14 protein-coding genes and 1 pseudogene are annotated in these 21878 nt (G+C 54.0%); 9 read left to right on the plus strand and 6 right to left on the minus strand.

The genetic code is table 11. The features are described 5' to 3' along the window. Positions 1-86 precede the first annotated feature (86 nt). Entirely contained in the window at positions 87-524 is a 438-nt protein-coding gene (locus tag ACA066_RS16935) for an acyl-CoA thioesterase (RefSeq protein WP_497695842.1), read from the plus strand. Positions 525-703: 179 nt separating this feature from the next. Here ACA066_RS16935 and ACA066_RS16940 read toward each other — a convergent pair whose 3' ends face one another. The 4 genes and pseudogenes from ACA066_RS16940 to ACA066_RS16955 all read right to left on the minus strand — a co-directional run. Further along, positions 704-3082, minus strand: a complete 2379-nt coding sequence (locus ACA066_RS16940) for a LuxR C-terminal-related transcriptional regulator (RefSeq protein WP_497695843.1) — start codon at positions 3080-3082, stop codon at positions 704-706. Positions 3083-3450: 368 nt separating this feature from the next. Then, positions 3451-4821 carry a DUF1329 domain-containing protein gene (locus tag ACA066_RS16945; protein ID WP_497695844.1) on the minus strand — a complete coding sequence of 457 codons (1371 nt, stop codon included), beginning with the start codon at positions 4819-4821 and terminating at the stop codon, positions 3451-3453. A gap of 30 nt (positions 4822-4851) precedes the next feature. Next, positions 4852-6726, minus strand: coding sequence for a DUF1302 domain-containing protein (locus tag ACA066_RS16950; RefSeq protein ID WP_497695845.1), 1875 nt, complete (start codon positions 6724-6726; stop codon positions 4852-4854). A 458-nt stretch (positions 6727-7184) separates the two neighbouring features. Next, a pseudogene (locus ACA066_RS16955) lies at positions 7185-7445 on the minus strand (transposase); the annotation flags it as partial. Between the two features lie 93 nt (positions 7446-7538). On the opposite strand from ACA066_RS16955, the gene ACA066_RS16960 reads away from it, so the two are divergent. From ACA066_RS16960 to ACA066_RS16970, 3 genes are all read left to right on the plus strand, one after another. After that, positions 7539-8468 carry a hypothetical protein gene (locus tag ACA066_RS16960; RefSeq protein ID WP_497695846.1) on the plus strand — a complete coding sequence of 310 codons (930 nt, stop codon included), beginning with the start codon at positions 7539-7541 and terminating at the stop codon, positions 8466-8468. 220 nt (positions 8469-8688) lie between these two features. After that, on the plus strand, positions 8689-13887 hold the full coding sequence (locus ACA066_RS16965) for an NACHT domain-containing protein (RefSeq protein ID WP_497695847.1): 5199 nt from the start codon (positions 8689-8691) through the stop codon (positions 13885-13887). A 189-nt stretch (positions 13888-14076) separates the two neighbouring features. Next, complete coding sequence (locus tag ACA066_RS16970; protein ID WP_497695848.1) at positions 14077-14286, plus strand: hypothetical protein; 210 nt, start codon at positions 14077-14079, stop codon at positions 14284-14286. A 681-nt stretch (positions 14287-14967) separates the two neighbouring features. On the opposite strand, the gene ACA066_RS16975 is transcribed toward ACA066_RS16970, so the two are convergent. Further along, positions 14968-15543, minus strand: a complete 576-nt coding sequence (locus tag ACA066_RS16975; RefSeq protein WP_497695849.1) for a TetR/AcrR family transcriptional regulator — start codon at positions 15541-15543, stop codon at positions 14968-14970. 320 nt (positions 15544-15863) lie between these two features. Between ACA066_RS16975 and ACA066_RS16980 the strand changes: the two genes are divergently transcribed. From ACA066_RS16980 to ACA066_RS17000, 5 genes are all read left to right on the plus strand, one after another. Further along, a complete protein-coding gene (locus ACA066_RS16980) occupies positions 15864-16580 on the plus strand; it encodes a hypothetical protein (RefSeq protein WP_497695850.1) in 717 nt (238 codons plus the stop codon). 331 nt (positions 16581-16911) lie between these two features. Next, positions 16912-17514: a flavin reductase family protein gene (locus tag ACA066_RS16985; protein WP_497695851.1), complete on the plus strand. Its 603-nt coding sequence runs from the start codon at positions 16912-16914 to the stop codon at positions 17512-17514. A 203-nt stretch (positions 17515-17717) separates the two neighbouring features. Further along, a complete protein-coding gene (locus ACA066_RS16990; protein ID WP_497695852.1) occupies positions 17718-19037 on the plus strand; it encodes an MFS transporter in 1320 nt (439 codons plus the stop codon). 25 nt (positions 19038-19062) lie between these two features. Then, positions 19063-19815, plus strand: a complete 753-nt coding sequence (locus tag ACA066_RS16995) for a maleate cis-trans isomerase family protein (RefSeq protein WP_497695853.1) — start codon at positions 19063-19065, stop codon at positions 19813-19815. 21 nt (positions 19816-19836) lie between these two features. Further along, a complete protein-coding gene (locus ACA066_RS17000; protein WP_497695854.1) occupies positions 19837-20757 on the plus strand; it encodes a LysR family transcriptional regulator in 921 nt (306 codons plus the stop codon). 139 nt (positions 20758-20896) lie between these two features. Here ACA066_RS17000 and ACA066_RS17005 read toward each other — a convergent pair whose 3' ends face one another. Further along, positions 20897-21637 (minus strand): SDR family oxidoreductase, encoded by a 741-nt coding sequence (locus tag ACA066_RS17005; RefSeq protein ID WP_497695855.1) that lies wholly within the window; start codon positions 21635-21637, stop codon positions 20897-20899. Positions 21638-21878: the final 241 nt, after the last annotated feature.

Below are 21878 nucleotides of genomic sequence, written 5' to 3' on the forward strand. Positions count from 1 at the left end.
CTACAGGTCCACACTGGCACGAAAAGAGATGTCCTTCTTTAGGATTACTGCCTCTACACGCTGGCACTAATCGAGGGTTATTCAGGATGACTTGGGATAGAAAGAACCCGTTTCTGATTGAGGTAGTGGTGCGCAAAGAGGATATCGATGCGCTCGGTCATACCAATCACTCGGTTTACGTTAAATGGCTTGAAGATTGTTCGTGGGCACATGCTATGAGCCTCGACTTGTCGCTGTCGGACTACCACCAACTGAATCGAGGGATGGCAGTGGTTCGCAACGAGATCGATTATTTAGCTAGCTCCTATGAAGGTGATCGGCTGCTAGTGGGCACCTGGGTAGTAGCTATAGAAAAGCGCCTCAAGCTGGTCCGCGAATTTCAGATTATTCGTGTCGCTGATCATCAACCTCTGCTACGGGCGTTGACGTCGTTTGTCTGCGTTGAGATTTCCAGCGGTAAGCCAAAGCGTATGCCGCCGGAGTTCTTTGATGCTTACGAAAGAACCCTAGTACAAGACGATTAGGAAACGCTTTTCGACTAACCCCAGATTGAGACACTCGTCTTTTTTTACTTCCCTATCAGCCTTTGTAAAAACGGTAGCGCCAGTAAGAATTTTTTATGATTCCGAGCTCGTGAGCTCACCGGCGCACCTCTAATCTCGCAGAGATTGCGCCGCTACATTTCATTCTGGCTGGGCTTCCGTCATGCCATCAAACCTAGCGATCTTGCCTGAGCTACCGCTTGGGTTCGTCGTTCGACATTTAGCTTGGAATGGATCCGCCGCACATGCGTTTTGACTGTGTGCAATGAAATACTCAAACGGAGTGATATTTGGTGATTCGAGCACCCGTATGCTATTTGCTGAAGCACTTCAAGTTCACGACGGGTCAGCGACTTATCGATGGCCAAAGCCATCTGACCAAGCGCTAAATCGCCATCGAACCAAGGCACCATACCTGGTTGACGCTGACGCAATGCACGCAATGGTTGTATCAGTTTTAAGCGTTTCCCCAGGGCCAGCCCCTCTTCCAGATACCTGGTAGCGGTGTCCTGGTCGCCGATGAATGAGTAGCACTCGGCCAATCCCAAAAGAGCTTCCACCTGATGGACCTGGCGACCCGATTTGCGAGCTTGTTCAAGCAAATTGAGAATGCGCATTTGCGCCTGCTTACCATGCTCCTCATAAAGCTCCGTGAGCCCCAACAGGAACTCAGCCTGCCACGCTGCATCAACGCCGATGCCAGCCGGCAAAACGCCCGGACCATGCATCAAGCTTCGCAGATGTTTTCGCGCGGTTGTCGCACTACCCTGCTGCAGACACACGCTACTGATCGTTGTTTTCAGTGCAAAGCGATAGAGTTCTTCAGGAATTTGGTTTTGTTGCATCCTTCGTTCAGCCTCACGCAAGTGCTCATGCGCGAGATCAAAATCACCTTGGCCGGCATCCAACAAGGCCAACCCCAAGTAAGCATGCAGAACGTAGCGATCATTATGTTTCAGAGCATCGGCCAAACCACTTTTGTAGAGTGCTCGGGCTTCCTCCTCGCGCCCCATACGAAGTGCCAATCCACCACGATGTATGGCCAGACGCCCCAACAAAATTGTTTGTTGCTCGCTTTGAAGGAGCATGTGATGGGCATTGGCCAACCCTGACTCATTATGTTCCAGCGCACCGAACTGCTCGAGAAGCTGTGCCCGGTCTAGCTCAAAGTAGATCTCGAACAGCGGACTATTATGGGCACGAGCGTGCTTTAGCGCCTCGTTGCTCAGAGCCTGAGCACGTTCCAAGTCTCCGATTAGCAATGCTTCCTGAGTCAACAGCGACCAGCCGAAAAGTTTTGCGCCCCAGTCCGAGGGATGCAGGTCGACAAGGGCTTCCTCCAGGTGATGGCGGCAAGCCTGCGGATTTCTGTGTAGCAGCAACTCCAAAGCACCTTGAAGAAGCTGGCATCTAGCGAGCAGGCGATGTTGTCGCTGACTGTCAGGCTGGGGAAGAAACGACTGCAAATCGCGAAGGCTTGCTTGAGCTTCGTACAGGCGCCCAACTATCAACTGAGATGCGACGATCAGAGCGAGCAATTCGGGAGAGGCAAGCTGTAGATCGGTCGGGAGCCGGTCCTTAATACTCAGCAGCAAGGTTACATTCTGCCCATGTAGCAGTTGCCCTGCGCAGCAATGCTCTTGCAGAAGGCTCACAACTGCCTCGGTCTGCCCCGCATGCATGGCATGGTCCACGGCTGCTTGCCAGTCCCCCTCACTGATGAACCAACGACAGGCTGATAGGAGTAGGCTGCGTGTACCGTTAGAGGGTCTAGCGTACTCGGACAGGGCAGGTGAAACTCTCCACCATCCTGGCCCCTGTGGGCTGGGCTCGATAAATGCACCCAGCGCACGCATGTCCCGTAGCGCCGCGGCGCCTTCGCCTGGTTCGAAGAGATAGTCGCAAAGCTCCTCGTTGAACCGTTCCAAATGCACCAGGTTCCGCCATTTCTCGGCCAACTCATTTGACATTAAGGCAAACAGTTCGTACTCCAGATAAGTGCCGAGTAAATCAGTGTGCGCGCTGACTGCTGTTGGAGATGCATTGTTTCCCGTCAGCAAAGCCATACACACGCCCGCGCACCAGCCGACGGTTCGGCGATGCAACTGGAGGGCAGCATCCTCAGATTTCTTATGGCCATTAGCTAATAGTAATTGAGAGACTTCCTCTACAGTGAATGCGAGGGCTGCCCCATCGAGTTGGTAGAGATCACCTTCCAGTAACAACCGTGAAAAATTGCAGGCTGGACGCCGACGACAAGTCAACCACCACTGAACTGCAGGATTACGAACAGACAGTAAGCGGGCCAGGCAGGCATCCAACTCTTTCGCCGGTCGGTGGCAGTAGTCGTCAAGCAGCAGCCAGGTCGACTGCTCCCTCAGCGCCAATCGATCCAGCAACTCGCTCTCGCCGATGGGACCGTATCCGAGGGATTCGCCAATCAGCGCGCAGAATTCGGGGACACTCTGACTCCTTCCGGCAAGAGGAAGCCAATGGATTTGGTAATCCAGCGGAGGATTTTGCAAGCATTCAGTTAACAACGAGCTCTTGCCACTACCGGCTGGTGCGCAAACTAGCCTCACTCGTGCCGATGCCGAAACCAAATCCGCCACCAAGCGAGCCCGCATTACGTGACGCGGTGCGAGGCGGGGGATTCTTCTAATGTTATTGGCTTGTACGGGTAGCAGCATGTGTTGCCCCACTTAAAATAAATTATAACTATCATACATAGGCATTAACAGAACGCGAGACCGTAGATCTGATTATCAGAGTAACGGCTGAAATTCAGTGTCTGGAAAGTTCGTAGAGTTATGGAGGCTGGCTCATTCAGTAGGACGAGACATCGCGCTCGCTACTGAATTGTCCAAAAGTGGGCGCTCCAGAGGAGCGCCCTGACGAAGCAATGAATCTAACGAACGCCTTCCTGACGTAAAGCTGCCGGCGTGTATTCGGCTGAAGAAGCCGCATGACCGAAATCATACGAGTAGGATTCTTCGTTTTTCAGACCGAATACCAGATAGCGACCCGACTGCAGGTCATAAAGGGTTTCCGCTGTATACCAAGGCACCTGATTGTTGTAGTAGTGCTGGGCATAGGCCTCGGCAACGCGCCACAAGGTGTCGCGACCATCGTAGTGATCGATGACCGCTGCTTGCCAGGTGTCCTCATCGATAAAGAAATCGCGCTTACTGTAAACATGCCGTGCACCACTTTTCAGTGTCGCCGTGACGTGCCAGACGCGGTGCAGCTCGTAACGGGTTAGGTCCTGATTGAGATGCCCGGCTTTTACAATGTCGCTGTACTTTAGCTGCGGCGAGTCGAGCTTGTAGCTGTTGTAGGCGATGTACATTTCCTGCTTGCCGACTAGTTTCCAGTCATAACGGTCAGGTGCGCCGTTGTACAGGTCCAGGTTGTCGGAAGTGCGCAAGCCATCGGAAGCGGTCCCCGGACCATCGTAAGCAAGTTGCGGGGCCCGACGTACCCGACGCTGGCCAGCATTGTAAACCCACGCCAAACGCGGCTCTTTAACCTGGTTGATAGTTTCATGCGCCAGCACCACTGTCCCGGCCAGGCGCGCCGGTGCGGTCACACGCTGTTTGTAGTAGTACAGGATGTTGTCTTTGCGGGTCGGATCGGAATCATTCAGGGCATTGAGCCAGGCGAAATCGTCCTGGAAATACACCATGCTATACGAACCGTTTGGCTGCGGTGTGGCCTGAGTCAATAGGCGCTTTGCCCTGCCGCCGCGATAGCGGGTGATGTGATTCCAGATTACCTCAATACCACTTTTTGGGATCGGGAACGGGTTGGCGACTTGGTTGAAGTCTTGCAAACCGTCGCCGTCGTCCACCAGCTTGGTAGCGATGGCGTTGGCCTTCGTTGCGGCATAGACCTCGGCCGGCAAATTTGCAGTGCGGTGGGTCGGATATACCGGGAGTCGGTAGCTGTCCGGATAGCGTTTGAGCATTGCCTGCTGCCCAGGAGAGAGCTTGTCTTTATACTGCTCCATGTTCTGCGCCGTGATGATGAACAGCGGTTTTTCATCGGCATAGGGATCGGACAAGAAACCCTTGGCGTCGACCGTGCCGGCATTTTTCGGCAGGCCACCGGTCCACTCGGGTATGGTGCCGTTGGCATTTCCGGCCTTCTCCGCGCCGACCGGAGTCAGACTGGTACCGAGTTTGGCCGCCTCCTCAGGATTGACCGCGGCCATGGCGCTGGAGGCCAGCAGAGATAAGGTTAATGTGCAGGTGTGCAGAAGACTTTTTGTTGTTTTCATATAGGTGATTGCCCTTAAGAAATCGTCCGCTTAGAAATTCACGCCGAAGCTGAGCGCGAGAAAATCGCGATCAATCGCGGTGTTGTACTTGCCGTCGAAAAAGTCGGTGTAAGCAAGGCTGGCGGTGTATGTATTTTGGTACTCGGCATCCAATCCCAGGCTCAAGGCCTTGGCATCTTCCGTGAACAAACCGTTCGGTCCATAGCCATCGACGTCGTGGGACCACGCAATATTTGGCTTGAGGTTCACACCGGCAAATACATCGCTGTATTCCCAAATCGCGCGAACTCGGTATCCCCAGGCAGTACTGGTGACAAAGCCGTCGTTTTCGCAATATCTGCTGACGTTTTTAGCCGTTGGGCTGCCGAGGGTATTGGCATTCAGCGCGGCGCACGTATTTACAGGGCCGGTGGCCGGGAGTGGGCCGGAGCCAAAAACCGGGTCACGCCCATAACGAGCCTTGGAGCGGCTTTCCAAGCCACCCGTATGAACTACCCCAAGCTCACCCACCAGGGTTAAGCGATCGGCACCCATGACCTGGTCGAAGAATTGAGTCAACGTTGTCTGGAATTGAGTGATCTCTTTGCGACGGTAACCATGCACGTCTTGGCCCGGAGTCGCATCCAGCACCGATGCATTGCCATACGCGGCAAATGCGGGGCTCAGAGATGCTAGCGGGCCTACAGCCGAAAAGAGGACATCAGTAGTGTTCAACTGCACTGGAGCGTTCGGACGATAACTGAGCTCACCGCTCCATGCTGTTCCTGAAGGCAATGTTGTGGAAAAGCTAAGGCCATAGAGACGGATGTCTTCCGGATACTCTATGAAGTAATTGGCACGACCGGCGACAGCTAGGGGTGCTAGAGCCCCCAAACTCGCAGAGTTGACGAACACAGCACGAGAAGGCAGCGTCCCACTAAAGATCGGCGCACGACTGTGATAGTTCATAAAATAGGCGCCGAATTCAGTGTCCAGTGGATCGAACATGTACTTGAAGGACGCGCCCCATTGACCACTGTCTCGAGCATCGCGGTCAGCGCCTCGGGGGGCTAGCGCACCTTCCTGATCAACCTGTACACCTCGTGCAGATAACGCTGCCAAAGCTGGGGCCGGCAGCGAGGAGCGTGGCGTTAGCACACGCAGGTTGTTGTTACACCCGTCAGCCACCACGTCTGCTTGAGAAAAAAATGTGCCACAGTTGTCCACCACCGTCTGGTCCCACTCCAGCTGGTAGAAAGCTTCGGCGGAAAGGTTTTCGGTCAGGCTCTGGGATACATAGAACATGTTGACCGGAATCAGGCCTTCCTTAATCTCAGCCCCCGGGCGACGGAATGCAGAAACATCGATCGGATTAATCGAGTTGATACTGTTGCCGATGAAGGTGCTCTCACCCCAACTCACCACCTGTTTGCCTAGACGTACGCTACCTGGCAGATCGGCGATGCTGTAATTGTGGTAGACGAAGGCATCCAGCAGTTCGGCACCAGAAGATTTGGCGCCCTCTTTACGGCCATGATCATCGATGTCCTTGAACGGACGACTTTCGTCTTTCAATTCGAAGTCGTACCAGTACTTGCCTCGGACGAAAACGCCAGTGTCTCCATATTTCAATTCAAGATCATGGATGCCTTTGAAGATCTTCGAGAAGGTTTCCCCTCGTTTGAAGTTCAGATGACCGTCGTCGGAAGTTTGGGACAGACCATCACCGCCGTTATTGGCGCCGATGAGGTTCTTGTTTGGCTGTTGAGTCGACCAACTGGCCCCTACGGACAACGAGGAATCGAACTGTCCATCGATCTCCCCGATCTTCAACTCGACAGAATGCGCCAGGCCGCTGCTACCTAACATGACAGCAGCAGCCACCAAATGCGGTGTGTAGTTGTTGGCAGTTCTAATTTTTATCATTTGCCTTACCTAAGTGATTGAAAGGTGAGTGCAATCTACTTAGGTGAATTTGGCTTGGATAAGCGCCCCAAGGAGCGATTTTGCAGGCTGACCGAAGGAGCTACGCACGGGATTACAAAGGGATTACTCAGCCCTTCCCTCTCCTACCGAGCCTTATCCTGATGTGCTGTCGAAGCTGGGTAATTGCACAGACTTGCCCACTCCATTTGCACTCGACCTGACCAGTCATTTGCATTGGATTTGACCAGCACGCTTCGTAGTTCTGACCGACAGAGAACGACCCAGGCTGTGTGAAAACGCACTGAATACATCGAAAACTGAAAGTTACGGACGTTGCCTGCGAAACCAGCGGACGGAAGCGCGAATTACCCTCGTCAGCTACGATAGGCGTTCGTAATTGCTGCTTGGGCCGCGCCAGCGGCCCAAGCAGCCACTCACGGACGATCAAGCGGCTGGATTCACGCCCTGACCGCTTCAAGCAGTCCTGAAATGCCGAAGATGCTCATCATTCGTTTGAGGTTGTAGGCCAGCACGTGAAGGCTCAGCTCGGTGCTTACCCTCGGCAATGTTTTGGTCAGGAAGTGGGTACTTCCCATCCAGTATTTGAGCGTTCCAAAAGGATGTTCAACGGTCTGTCGGCGTCGCCTCATCATCGTTGGATCATTGTCCGGCCGTACCTGCATCGCATCGACTACGGTTTCATGTTCCCAGCGCTTTAACCAGATGGGTCTCGACGCTTTCTGGCGTCGGCCATTTTGCTCGTGATATAGAACACCTCATTACGTCTAAATCTGACTTTTGAGGGATCAACGGTGTTTTCTTACTCCTTTGCGGTGAAACTGACTGATCGCAACATTAGTGCACAGAGCTCTGAGGCTCTGTTCGAGAGCGAAAACCGAGCTATCAAAGTTGAACGCAAAGAGGACAACGTCCTCCTGATCTCCTCCGATGGCTACTCCAGTATGGAGGATGCGCTCCAGCAACTGGCTACGATGCTGATGAAAACAAAAATTACGCTGCTCAAGCTCAAAATTCCCCACCTTGACTGGCTGTCCTTCGACACTACTCAGCGCTTAGCAACGAATACCGTTGGTAGCTTCTTTGAGAAAGCAAACATTGTCGCGGTCAGCTACAAGCCCCAAGCCTATGAAACCAAGCGCAGTCAACATTGGCCTGGCGCCATGCCCGCAAACACCGAGTTGGATCTTGGTGTACTCACAGAGATTGCCCTCCCTGATACTGAATTCAACTTCGGAACTCTTCGTACGCTGGAAGCTTTGAATGTGCTTGGGCTTGCCTTGGCGGACCCGCACGCTAAATCCAAGCTGATTCTTACGATGACTGCAGTAGAAATTCTTAGCGACAGAGGACGCGTAGAGAAGGATGTCCAAGATGCTCTTGATAACCTGAAGAAAAAAGTCTCGGAGATTCAGGCCACCGATGAGGTAAAACAGCGGCTTAAAAGGGTGTTGGGTGAAGCTAAGAGGGAATCGATTTCAAAAGCCGGGAAACGCTTGGTTCAGGCGGTCCTCGGAGATGAGAGAGCCGAAGAATTCGACAAGCTTTACAAATTGCGATCCGATCTAGTGCATGGCAGTGATTCACGCCTCGCCATCAACATCCATGGGCATGCCGAAATTGAAGAAAAAGCTGAGGAAGGCTTCCGATTGGCATTGGATCTCACCTTGTTGTTTCGTGACCTCGCAGGTTCGACTCCGGATTCACAGGTGATTGAAGCGTAAACTTGATAGTGCTATTTGGCTTCCGGAGCTTCAGTGGGAAACTGAAGGTAAACCAATCGCCATGGAGTTTTGAGCCGCGGGAGCTTACTTCACAGTAAGACAGCAAATCTGTTTTCCCTTGAGAGAGTTTCTCTCAGGCAGAGCTTGAGGGGCCGTGTCTCCCAGCCACGTCACGACACAGCAGCCGACAGCTCCCAATGTTTTAAGAGGATGAAGTGGCATGGCAGAGCCAGAAAGCACACCTTCAGGAATGCCCCGCGATGAAAAGGGATCGAGCACCGCCGCTACCGGTCCAGCAGGTGCCCATTTTGAAGGACAGATAGCAGCCTTCTACCTACTCGCAATGCTCAGTGGGGCTCCACCTCGAGGGCTTCCCGGAACGCTCATCGAACGAGTCGCGCTGCAGCAGGCCAATACAGGTCGTCCACTCGATGACGTCATTGTCCACGCGGTTGATGAATATGGAAATCCAGCAGTGTTGGAGATTCAGGTCAAACGCTCGATTTCATTTAGCCCCACTGATGCCGTGTTTCGCAAAGTCGTGGGGCAAATCGCCGAAGCTACTCGCCGGTCTGATTTTTGGTTAACACGATACGAAATGGCGATCGCTACTGCTCGCGGCTCGCGCAAGATCGATGGGTCATATCAAGATGTGCTTGCATTGGCCCGCCAGCTCGGAGATGCCAAAACGTTCGAGGCACAGCTAAAACTCGCCGGCGCCGCAAATGACGACATGCGTACCTTTGTCGAGACATTCCAAAGCCATCTGAAAGACGAAGGATCTCCCCACGATTCAGAAACCACCTGGAAGCTGCTGCGACGCCTTCAAATCCTTACGTTTGATTTTTCAGCGCCAGGCTCGGCGTCTGAAGACCTAGCACGCGAGCGTGCGCTACGTATCTTGCATGCAGACGACACCCCCCGAGTAGATGCGCTGTGGCGCTGCCTCATTGAATTGGCAATTGACGTAGCCAAAAGCGGCGGAGACAAAACTCGTAGTGCTCTATTGAAGGTGCTAAGCCCTTTGGGATTTCGCATTGTTGGCGATCGTCGACACGCAAAAGCGCGCCAAGCTCTGGCAGAAGATGCCCGACTAGCCCTCACCGATATCGTCAATAAAGTCGGCAGCGTTGTGCTAAGGCGACTCGAACGCATCGAAGCGGTACGCGAGGCATTCAACCATGGGCGCTACGTTGAGATCCGTGGCGAGGCCGGCGTCGGAAAGTCGGGCGTACTACGCCACATCGCCGAATCTCTCCAGACGGAAGGAAATGTGCTTGTTCTTTCCCCAGGTCGATGCGTACCACGCGGATGGTCTGCCTTGCGTGCTCAACTTGGATTCGAAGGCACACTGCACGAACTGTTGATCGAGCTTGTGAGCGACGGCGGTGCCGTCGTGTTCCTGGACAACCTAGACTCTTTCAGCATCGAAGAGCGCCATACGGTTGTGGATATTCTTAGAGAGGTCGCCCAAGTCCCGGGATTGTCCGTTCTCGCGACCGTAAGACCCGACTTCGGCATTGACGAACCGAGCTGGTTGCCTAGTGACGCTTTGGCCTGCCTTGGCCAGGCTGCCCCCGTATCAATGGATAATTTAAGCAAAGCTGAAATAGAGCAGCTCAAAGCTGACGATCCTACGCTGTCTCCACTGCTCAACGAGAATCATCCGGCGAGTAAAGTAACCAAGAACTTGTTTCGATTAGCACGCCTTGCAAGTCAGCCAGCAACCGAGCCGTTACCTCGCTCAGAGATCGAGATGGCAGTTCAGTGGTGGAGCACAGCCGACGGTCAACGTGACAGCGGATGGCGTGATCGATCACGATTAATCCACGCCCTGGCACAGCAAGCTTTCTGCGCTCATGAAGCGCTAGATGTCGCGGCGCATGCGGCGCAACCCATCGACGCCTTGGTTACCAGCGGGACATTGCGCAACGTCGGCATAGACCGCGTCACTTTCCGCCATGATGTGCTTCGTGAATGGGCGATTGCGAATGCGGTGCATGCGGATATCGAGGTTGTCCGTAATTTACCCCTCGAGCGACCCGCGCCTTCAGTACTCGCTCGTGGTGTCGAGCTCGCCGCCAGAATGGCAATCGAATGCGCCTCAGACTGCATCGCTTGGCAAAAACTGCTCGAACGCTTTAGCGGCGCAAAAGCTCACAAATCGTGGAGACGTGCCGTTTTGCTCGCCCTTGCGCGATCTGAGGTGGCAGGCGTCATTCTTCAGCGAGCCCAACCCATGTTGTTTGGTGACCATGCAGGGCTTGTTCGTGAACTCATTCGAACGGTCATGGCGGTAGATGTCGTGCCCGCATCAAAGGCTTTTGCTTCGACTGGTCTGGATCTTTCTTTGGTTTCTCCCGGCTTGAACGTGCCTCGGGGACCGGCCTGGCTCAACCTTGTTATGTGGCTTTTAAGCATTGGTGATGCAATCCCTGCTGAGGCCGTTCCGGAAGTGGTTGATCTGTACATTGGTTTTTCGGCCGCGACCCTGGGACTGACAACCATCACTGCACTCACGACGAAGCAGCTGTATAGATGGCTGAGACAGTTCGAACCGCAACCAACCTCGCACGAGCCGAAGACGGCCGTGAAATTCTGGGAAGTCCTTGATCACAACCAGATCCAGTCCTTACGAGAGGATCTGCGGATGGGCTTCGTCTTGTTCGCTCATACAACGCCAGAGTTGGCCTCTGAATATCTGCAAGCGGTGGCACAGAGCAAGCACAATCACGATCTCATTCGGAGCATTTTTAAGGTGCGTGGAGGCTTGGCGAAAGCCGCACCGGCGGAATTAGCCAGCCTCACAGCCCAAGCGCTGATTGAAAAGCCGCGGCCACGGCACGATCGATTTGGCGAGATGGAAGAGGCATTTACATATCACGACAGTGAGTTTCTCCCCGCCTCACCGGCACAAGGGCCATTTTTCGATCTGCTGAACAACGCTCCTAAGGAAGGCTTAGCCCTTATCCAACGTTTGGTCAGTCATGCAGTTGCTCATGGCAGCCAAGGGCGGGACGCCGGCAACAACGTGATCACACTTACGCACGCGGGCAGTGAGCGAGTATTCCCTTGGAAGAGAACCTATTTCTGGTCACGATCCAGCAACCACTATGCGGTGACGTCGGGGTTAATGGCCTTGGAAGCGTGGGCTCATCGTCGCGTGGATGCCGGTGAGCCGTTCGAAATCGTCCTGGCTGACGTGCTGGGACCACCGGGTTCATGTGCTGCTTACCTGCTCGTTGCGGTCGACCTCATAATTTCGCATTGGCCAAAATCCGTAGAGGTGGCAGCGGATTTTCTTTGCTGTCCTGAACTCCTCTGTCTCGACCACACTCGCCAAGTGCATGACCACATAAGGCCCATGGAAAACATTGGCATGGGATTACGGCGAAACGAACCACGCAGCATTGTCAGTAACGCTGAACTCAATGAGCGTGGCTCGAGGCATTGCACCCTCGACGCACTGCTAGCCAATTACACAATGACGGTCAATTCTGAGCAACGGGCAGAATTAACGTCGAGGCTAAGCGCGGCAGCAGAGCGACTTGGATCTCCTCCCCCTGGAGCTGACCTCGGCGATCCTGAACTCATGGTTCTCCATGCGCTCAACCTATCTGATCTGACGAACTGGCACGAAGTCGAGGTGGAACTTGCTGACGGTTCAATCGCAACTCGCCGCCGCTACACCTCCCCTGCTACGGAAGAAAATCACTTTCAAGCGCTTAGGGAAAAAGCATCGGAAAGGGATGCAGATTTCTGGATGCAAACCGCTATCAGCCAAGCGCTTAATAATCCATCTTATCTTACACGTGAACAGCTGGAAGCGGCGGTGACGTGGGCCAGTAGCCCAATGCCAGAGGCCGCGAAAAACTTAGAAGATGGTGCTGATGATTTTTCGCAGCGAATGCGCGATGAAGCCGTACTGACAACTGCCATGATGGTCATGCGAGACGGTGATCCCAGTCTACGAGAAAAGCACGGCGGTTGGGCTCATACATTGCTCGCGAGGGCAGCCCAGAGCGATGGCGATGAAGCTGTGTTTCTATCTCGGACCGGCCTTCGTTTTAATCCAAGCGCGATAGGCTATGCCGGATTAATTTTCTCACTGGCGCACCACAACACGTTGGACGACGTCAGAACATTACTTGAAATTGCTGTCGATGATCATCACGCCGTGGCTCATGGTTTTGGTGTTGCAATCTCGGTTCTTGCCGCGGTGGATGAAAGGCTCTCTCGGGCGTTGCTTCGGTGCGCCTTCCACGCATGCATTCAGCCGTCCCACAGCAGGGGTTTATCTGAGGAAGAACAATCGATCCGGGCTGCAAAGCGAAAAGCGTGCTGCAAAGCTGCCGTTGACGCAGAGATGACATGGTTAGCAGGTGATGGAACAGAGCTAACTTGGCCTGCATTTCCTGGCAGGCGTCGCCATGCGAAGCGTCGTCGTCTTCGCGTACCTTCCAATCGCACTGACGATAATACGATGGTTAACCTGCCGGAATCTGCTGCCGTAGATAACGTCCATCATCAAGTGGCAGCACTATGGCTTCGGCAGCTTTCTGAGCTTGGAGACGCCACTTCAACACCTTGGTTACGCGATATCGCCCAAACCTATCTTCCATGGACGATCGAAGCCAATGGTGGGGGGCTCGCCCATCATGAGGAGACCGACCATCCTCCGTTAGAGTGGAATGACGTTTTTTTTGCAATGATCGCGCGCAGCATAGTTGGCCTGGCTTCGTCACAAATCATGGATGAAATCATCAAACCGATTACGCAATTGCCCGATCAAAATTTTTTCGATGTGCTGGTCAATTTTTTACGATGTGTAGACAAAGTTCACTTTGCAGGAGGGGATATTCAAAAATCTGTAGCCATTGAGATCCGATCGACCCTTGCCGATCGGATGATAGCTAGCAGCGGATGGCAGCGACTCAGCAAGAGCAAGAATATTGGTATTGAAATGCATATTGCACCGGCCATTTCTACACTGTTTTTCAACGACTATCGCTTTGGTGGGGGCACAAACTGCTACTTGTATGCGCTAGGCATTGAGAGCTCCACGCCATTTCTACCGGTCTTGGACAGGCTTGTTCAATCAGGACCATCACCCTTCGTAGCGCTCGTATTGTTGAATTTTCTAGAAGTTGCCCCACGCATTGAACAGCTTGATCTACTCATCCGGGCCGGAAAAATTTGGCTTAGCACGTACCCCGACTTTCGGTCGTTTTGGATCGACCATGGAGTCGGTAAGCGGTGGTGCCTGGTCACTACAGAAATCTATACCCAGAATGCACATGCCATCCAAGCTGATGTGACAACTCTTGGGGCGATCGAAAGTATAGTGGCTGAATTGGTAGGACTGGGCGTGCCTGAAGCGACCCGTTTTGAAGAGATGCTTTCCAACCCAAAGAAATGATCAGACGATGAGCCTCTTAAAGATACATAACCTCTGAGCGACCGGAAGGCTGAATCGCCCCGGGTTCTCTAACTATTGGAAAAGTCTATTTGGAAAGGGGCAGGACGCCGACGAATTTCCAACCTGCAATAATTCGCTACCGCCGCCACGCGCTTGACTCCGCAGTTCGCCGAACATGACCGACTGAGCATGCCTGACCCAAATGTTGGTGGCATCCCCGTTCCGATGTCGCTGGATTTGGCAATCATCGAAGCCCTGCTAAAGGCCGGGTTCGGGTTCTGCCATGATCGCTGGGGGCCAAACATCGTGTGCTTTGTCACCTCGTTCGCGACCACCGCCAAAGATGTCGATCATCTGTTGAGTCAGGTCAGGCGAGAGGTCGATACGCTGCACGCGTAACCGTCGTGATGGGCATTGGCCGGGGGCTAAATGCGCGCCGTCCTTGGGTCAGGCATGCTCAGTCGGTCATGTTCGGCGGACTGCAGAGTCGAGCGCGTGGCGGCGGTAGCGAATTATTGCAGGTGCACGACATTTGCTTTGCTTCTCGAGAGACAGCGCTGATCAGCTGGAAATTATGCTCGGCCTGGAGACTGGGGCTGGTGGTAGCGCTCGCCTTGTGCAGTTGATAACCCGGGGCACGCGTTTGTGACCGCCTTGAGCGGTCTCGAATACGACGCCGACACCGCTGAACGCTGCGGCTGGATCAATCGTGGGTTACTAGCCACAAAAATCCGCGACTTCGTTCAGCTAGCACGCATCGCGAGCTTTTCCGCCTCTCGCAATCATCAAGTTGGTCGCTATCCAAACAAGCACGATTAGCTCCACGTGTTAAGTGAGGGCTCCCCGCAGTTCTGGAGAGAAATCCAATTGTCGGAGGTACAAGAGCGCCTTACTTAAATGCTCGCGAATGGCGATCACACGAAAGGACCGATGGAGGAACTCGGAACGAACCTCACGTCCTTTGCTGAAAAAATTTGCTCGTTAGGAGGGAAGCTCTGACCCAACTGGGGCATACGTCGGTAAGCAGCTGCTAATCGATTACTGATCTCAGGAACGGTGATCGTATTACAGAGCCAACCTTCATGCAGTGACGCCATGAGATTGAAGTATCAACGCTTTCATATTGGCTAAAATTTCCCGGGCGAGATCAACATCACCCACTGCGCGCGACATGCTAACCGCGCCAACAAGTGCCGTAAGTATGGCTATTGCCTGAGCCCTCCCCCCCTCTCCAGCTTCAACGGTCTGAGCAATTTGCCCTACATTCCTGGTGAACTGCTCAGCAATGACCCGCTGGACTTGCGGCCCAGCATATCTCGCCTCCCCCACGAGTACACAAATGCCACAACCACCCGGCACCAATGCATGTGCCGGGCTAAGCCACACATCCACCAGATCTACTAGTCGGGGCTTCTTACCAGACAAAAAAATTTCGTCGATTTTTGACTGGCCTTTCTGCATTGCCCGTGCGGCAGCTTCTGCAATCATCGCATCACGCGACTCGAAGTGCCCGTAGAACGCACCTTTTGTGAGTCCAGCGCTTTGCATCAACTCCCCGACGGCAATGCTATCCAACCCTCGTTCGCTTATCTGGCGGGCAGCCGCGTCCAAAATACGCTCCCGGCTGGCCGCTTTCGCTGCCTGTGAATACCCCATTTTGTGTTCACCGAAAAAATCTTGACAAAATAAAGTACGACCGTAATATTTTATCAGCAGTACGATCGACCTGCAGATTGTAAGACATTTGAACGCGTTGGTCTCTGCTTGTACTGAAGGTCGTTTACAGGACCTGCGTCGACAAAAAATGAGGTTAACTCCCTGATGATCGAATGGGAGGAATGCTTCCGTGGATTTGTTGAAGGAGTTCTTTCCGTGCCTCGTACGATGTAAACAGCTGGCGAAACTCGGAAAGGTAAGCCGCATCTTTTCGACCTGATTGCAGCGCAATGAAGATCAACACCACGAGCGAGTGCGTTATGAATACATTACTTGAGCAAGCGGTTGCAGCGCACGGTGGGCTTGCGACCTGGAAGAAGCTACATGGAGTGTCCGCCCAACTCGACATCGGCGGATTCATTTGGCACGCCAAAGGCCAGCCTGACATGTTCAAAGACGTCGCACTGGAGGCGGATCTGCAAGATCAAAGCGTCACCATGATCTCACGGACGTCCGGGTGGAAAGGTGACTACACGCCAGACTTGGTTCGAGTCGAATCAACAGGCTCGGTCGAGCAGCGCTACGAACCGCGGAAATCCTTTGATGGACATGTACAGCAAACGCAATGGGATCGACTGCACGCTTTGTACTTCTGCAGCTACGCACTCTGGACCTATCTAAGCATTCCGTTTATCTACACCCGACCTGATTTCCACACGGAGGAACTATCCGAGCACGAGGAAAATGGAGAACGCTGGAGGCGGTTGAAGATCACGTTTCCGGACTCGATTGCCAGCCACTGCCGTGAGCAGATTTCGTACTTCGGTGAAGACGGCTTACTTCGCCGCCACGACTACACGGTAAATGTGTTGGGGGGTGCACCCGGTGCTAACTATGCGTCGAATTATCAAAATGTAGGCGGCATCCTCGTTCCGATGTCCCGACGGGTATTTGCATATGACGCATCGGGAAAAAAGATTGATGACCCACTTCTCGTGTCCATCGATTTTCGCTCGATTGCCTGGCGCACAAACTGAGCGCTGATCCAAAAACCTTTCCTTCAAACCAAGCCATCGACGCTAAAAACTCTACGATAAGCCGAGAATCCAGCGTATTCCGACCCTCTTTGGAGGCGGTTCGAGCTTGGTGTGAATGATTTTTTTCGGCAGCATGTCGCATCGAATTCCGTTTAAGCCGGTTTCTAAGGTGTCGGGATTCCGCTCTCTTTTCGGCTCTGTCGCGAAAACCTCTCCAATGTGCCCTGCACCTTTTTATGCAGCGCATCACCCCCATCAATGCATTGCACGCCCCCTTCCCGCGCAGCGCGGGCCTCGCCTTTCAAGAAGGATTTCAAGCATGGTTGATAAAATGTATTACTACGAACCGGCTCAAGGCCATGGTTTGCCCCACGACCCTTTCAATGCCATCGTTGGCCCCCGGCCCATTGGCTGGATCTCTTCACACGACAACGACGGTCGCCTGAACCTGGCGCCCTACAGCTTTTTCAGCGCCTTCAACTACTCTCCGCCGATCATCGGTTTTTGCAGTGTCGGCCGTAAAGACAGCCTGAACAACATCGAACAAACCGGCGAGTTCGCCTGGAACCTGGCCACCCGGCCATTAGCCGAGGCCATGAACCAGAGCAGCGCGATGGTCGTTCCGGATGTAGACGAGTTCGCCTTAAGCGGTTTGACCGCTGCTCCCTCAAAAGTCATCGCAGTACCCCGAGTGCTGCAGAGCCCCGTCTCGTTCGAGTGCAAGGTGACGCAAATAATCCAATTGCAGCAGCTCAATCAGGAAAAGGTGCCGAGCTGGCTGATACTTGGTGAAGTGGTTGCTGTACACATCGACAAGGAGTTGCTCAAGGACGGGATTTACCATACGGCTACCGCTAAACCGATCCTGCGAGGTGGTGGCGCGGGTGATTATTTTGAACTGGGCGAGCTCTTCCAGATGTGCCGACCAAGGTAATCAAGTAGCACACCCTCATTGATTGCCATTCTCTATGGCACCTCACCCGCCATCGCTATCCGCGATGGCAGGCTCGTGAATAGCTGATATACGACATTTTTTCCCCTCCTAACATCGGTCGCACATGAGCACTCGTTCGCCGATGGCCTTCTTCGGCGAACGGGTATCCAAAAATAATAATGTGAGTCCCGCGAGGTTTAACTATGAAATCCGTAACTGCCAGCTCCACGGCCGGCGCCCCTGTAGTGGATGGAGTTGGTCAATTGACCACCAGTCAGCGGTACGTGACGTTGGGGGGCTCCTGGGCTGCCTGGCTGTTTGATGCGTTGGATGCGACAGTCTTTGGTTTTGTTCTGCTGGCGGTCGCCAAAACCTTCTCAGTTGGGCTGGGCGACGTGGTCTCCACGGTTGCCTGGTTCCTGCTGGCCACCGGTATCGGTGGATTCTTCCTCGGTAATCTTTCCGACAAGATTGGCCGCAAGAAAACCATGATGCTGTCGGTGTTCGTCTACGGTACCGGCACCTTGCTCTGTGCTTTTGCCGACAGCCTGTGGCAGCTCAATGTGTTCCGCTTCTGTGTCGGCATCGCCGTGGGAGGTTTGTGGTCCGCTGCGGCCGCGTTGGTGTCGGAGATCTGGCCGCCGGCCGGACGCGCCAAGGCCTTTGCTGTGATGCAGACCGGTTGGTCGGGTGGCGGTTTGCTGGCCGCAATTTTCGCCTGGACGATCCTCGACGGCGGCAACCCTGAATCCTGGCGAAACCTGTTCATCTACGCCTCAATTCCAGCCTATTTTACCCTGGTGTTCATCTGGCTGTTCGTCAAGGAATCGCCGGTCTGGCTGGCCAACCGCGAGTTCATGCGCAACAACACCGACAAGGGCCGATTGATGGAAATCTTCCGCCCGCAATACCTGAAAGTGACGCTGCTGGGACTGAGCATTTCAGTACTGGGTATGTACGGCTACTGGATCATCACCACCTTCATGCCGGCCTACCTGCAGAACATACTGAACGTTCGAATCGACCAGGCTCCGGTGTTTGTTATCTGGATCGGTATCGGCGCCACCATCGGTTATCTGGCCTACGGCTACCTGGCGGAAAGCATTGGCCGTCGTTTGTCGTTCGCAGTGTTCTTTGCCGGCATGGCGATCATGGTGCCGGTATTTGCCTACTCCGCGACCTTGATGCCGTTGACCGACGGCAAGTTGCTGTTCACCACCCAGAACGTTATTACCCTCGGTTCGCTGGCCGCACTGTTGGGCTTCTTCACCGGTTATTTCAGTGGTTTCGGCGCCTGGTACTCGGAGTTGTTCCCGACCAGCATCCGTTCTACCGCGTCGGGCTTCTGCTTCAACTTCGGGCGAGTCGGTGCTATCGCCGGCATCAAGCTGGTACCGGTGCTGATCCCGCTCATCGGTTTCACGGCCACTATTTCTCTCGCCTCCGTTTCCTACGTCATCGCCGCTGTCATGGTGTTCACGTTGCAGGAAACCAAAGGTACCCAACTCACCAGCGGCAACTGATCAGCACTGTACAAAGGAAAAACCTATGAAAAACTTTCGAATCGGCCAAATCGTACCCAGCTCCAACACCACGATGGAAACCGAAATCCCGGCAATGCTGACCTCACGCTACGGGCTATTTCCCGAAGAGCATTTCACCTTCCACTCCTCGCGCATGCGCATGATGCACGTCAGCCCTGAAGAGTTGAAAAAGATGGACATCGACAGTGACCGCTGCGCGCTGGAACTGAGCGATGCGCGAGTGGATGTCATGGCTTATGCCTGCTTGGTGGCGATCATGTGCCAGGGCCCGGGCTATCATAAAGTCTCGCAAGAGCGCTTGAGTAAAACCGTGGCATCCAACCACTCGACCGCTCCTGTACTCAGTTCCGCGGGTGCGTTGATCGATAGCCTGCACATGCTCGACTACAAGAAAATCTCGATCATTACGCCGTACATGAAACCGCTGACCCAGCAGGTCATCGACTACATTGAGGCGGCTGGCATCGAAGTGGTCGATTCCATCAGCCTGGAAGTGTCCGACAACCTGGAAGTCGGTCGTCTGGACCCGATGAACCTGGTGGCCCACGCCGACCGGCTGAACATTGGACAAGCCGATGGCGTGGTGTTGTCGTGCTGCGTGCAGATGCCGTCGTTGCCGGCGATCCAGACCGTGCAAGATCGCCTCGACAAACCAGTGCTATCGGCGTCGATCGCCACCGTTTACCAGATGCTGAAAACCCTGGGTCTCAAGGCCGAAGTGCCGAACGCCGGTCATCTGTTGTCCGGGGCATTCTGAGGCGTTGCTGATGAAGGTACTATGCTGGCCATTCAGGCCAGCCATCCGGTACTCCCCATGAAACTCGATCCGGTCTCGTTACGACTCTTCGTCAGCGTCGTCGAAGAAGGCACCATCGCTGCCGCCGCCAAGCGCGAACACATCGCCGCGGCGGCGGTTAGCAAGCGGCTCAGCGAACTGGAAGAATTGCTCAATTCGAAACTGCTCAACCGCACCAACAAAGGCATTACGCCGACCGACGCCGGCCTGTCGTTGTTATTCATGGCTCGCAGTGCCCTGAACAACCTGAACGAAATCGTTGTGCAGATGCGCGACTACTCCCACGGTCGTCGTGGCTCGGTGCATGTGCTGGCCAACATCTCCGCCATCACTCAATTTCTGCCCGGCCTGATCAAGTCGTTCATGGAACTGTACCCACTGATCGACGTCAGCCTCGAAGAAAAGCAAAGCCTGGCGATCACCAAAGCGGTGTCCGAAAATGGCACCGACATCGGCATTTTCACACGCCTGCCCCATGGGGCCGACATCGAAGTCTTCCCGTTTCGCACTGATCGGCTGATTTTGCTCGTGCCTAATGGACATCCGTTGGCCGAACACAAATCCGTCAAATTCAGCGAAACCCTGGAGCACGAATACATCGCCTTGCGCAGCGGCACTCACCTCAATTTTCAATTGATCAAGGCGGCCAACGACCAGGGACGCTCGCTTAAAATACGTATGGAAGTCTCCAGTTACGACGCGCTTTGCCTGATGGTTCAGGCCGGGTTGGGCATTGGCATCATGCCTGAGGGGAGCGCGGCGATTTACAAGATGGAGGGAGCGAAGGTGGTCACACTGGATGAACCGTGGGCGTCCCGCGAACTGAGCGTGTGCGTGAGATCGCAAGAGGCGTTGTCCGTCGCTGCTAGATTATTCTTAGAGCACTTGCTCGAAAGGGAGTAATTAATGTCAGTTTCAATGGCTCGCAGGCAAAGTCTAGCCTTGCCCCAGCGCATCGAAAAACATGCGGTGTTAACTCGCGGCAGCACGAACTAACACCACTTGAGGAACGTAGGGATAAGCTTCGAAAGTTATGCTGGGCTCACCATTTCTCAATCCACGGACGTAGATCCAGTTCGAAAGTCCAGGCATCACGTGGTTGAGCGTGCAGGTACCAATAGCTATCCGCAATGTGTTCAGGATTCAGGATCCCGTCCTCATCTTTGAGTGCATAACGTTCAGGAAAATTGGTGCGAATGAAGTCAGTATCAATCGCACCGTCCACAACCACATGCGCGACATGGATGTTTTGAGGGCCCAATTCGCGAGCCGCACTTTGCGCAAGCGCACGCAGTGCATGCTTAGCCCCAGCAAAGGCAGAAAAATTCGCGGAACCTCGCAAACCCGCAGTGGCTCCGGTAAAGAGCATCGTGCCCTTTTGGCGCGTCACCATGCGCTTGGCGACTTCCCTTGCGTTGAGAAAAGCTGAAAAGCATGCCATTTCCCATATCTTGAAATACTTGCGTCCTGTTTCTTCAAGAAGGCTGCATGGGACATTCGCCCCTATGTTGAACACAAAAACCTCGATAGGTCCCAGCTCTGCCTCGATTCGCTCGATCAGGGCGACGACCTCCTCTTCCTTGCGTGCATCAGAAGCAAAACCGTGAGCAATACCTCCACTCGCGCGAATACTGTCTACCAATGGCTGAAGTTTGTCGGCGTCGCGCCGGGTCAAGCACGTAGTAAACCCTTCAGCGGCAAACCGTTTAGCAATGGCGCCACCGGTGGCATCACCCGCGCCAATGATGAGGGCAACTTTCGGAGAGGAGGAAGCATCTGACATGAAGAAGGATCCTTATGTTAAGCAATCGTTTATTGATCAACGTTTTCCAAGCATGAGGCATCCAATGAAGACGTCGCATCGCCCACACGAATAGCTCAAGCCAACTCGGAGCCCCCTGCAGGGGGGGCACTCGATCTACCTGAAGGTCTTGATAAAGGTCGACAGTTTACTAGGGCGATCGACCACAATCTTGAGAGGATGGAGACCCCACTGCGGTGTTACTCATTTTTTGCATCGCGGG

The organism is Pseudomonas sp. LBUM1651 (assembly GCF_059716135.1).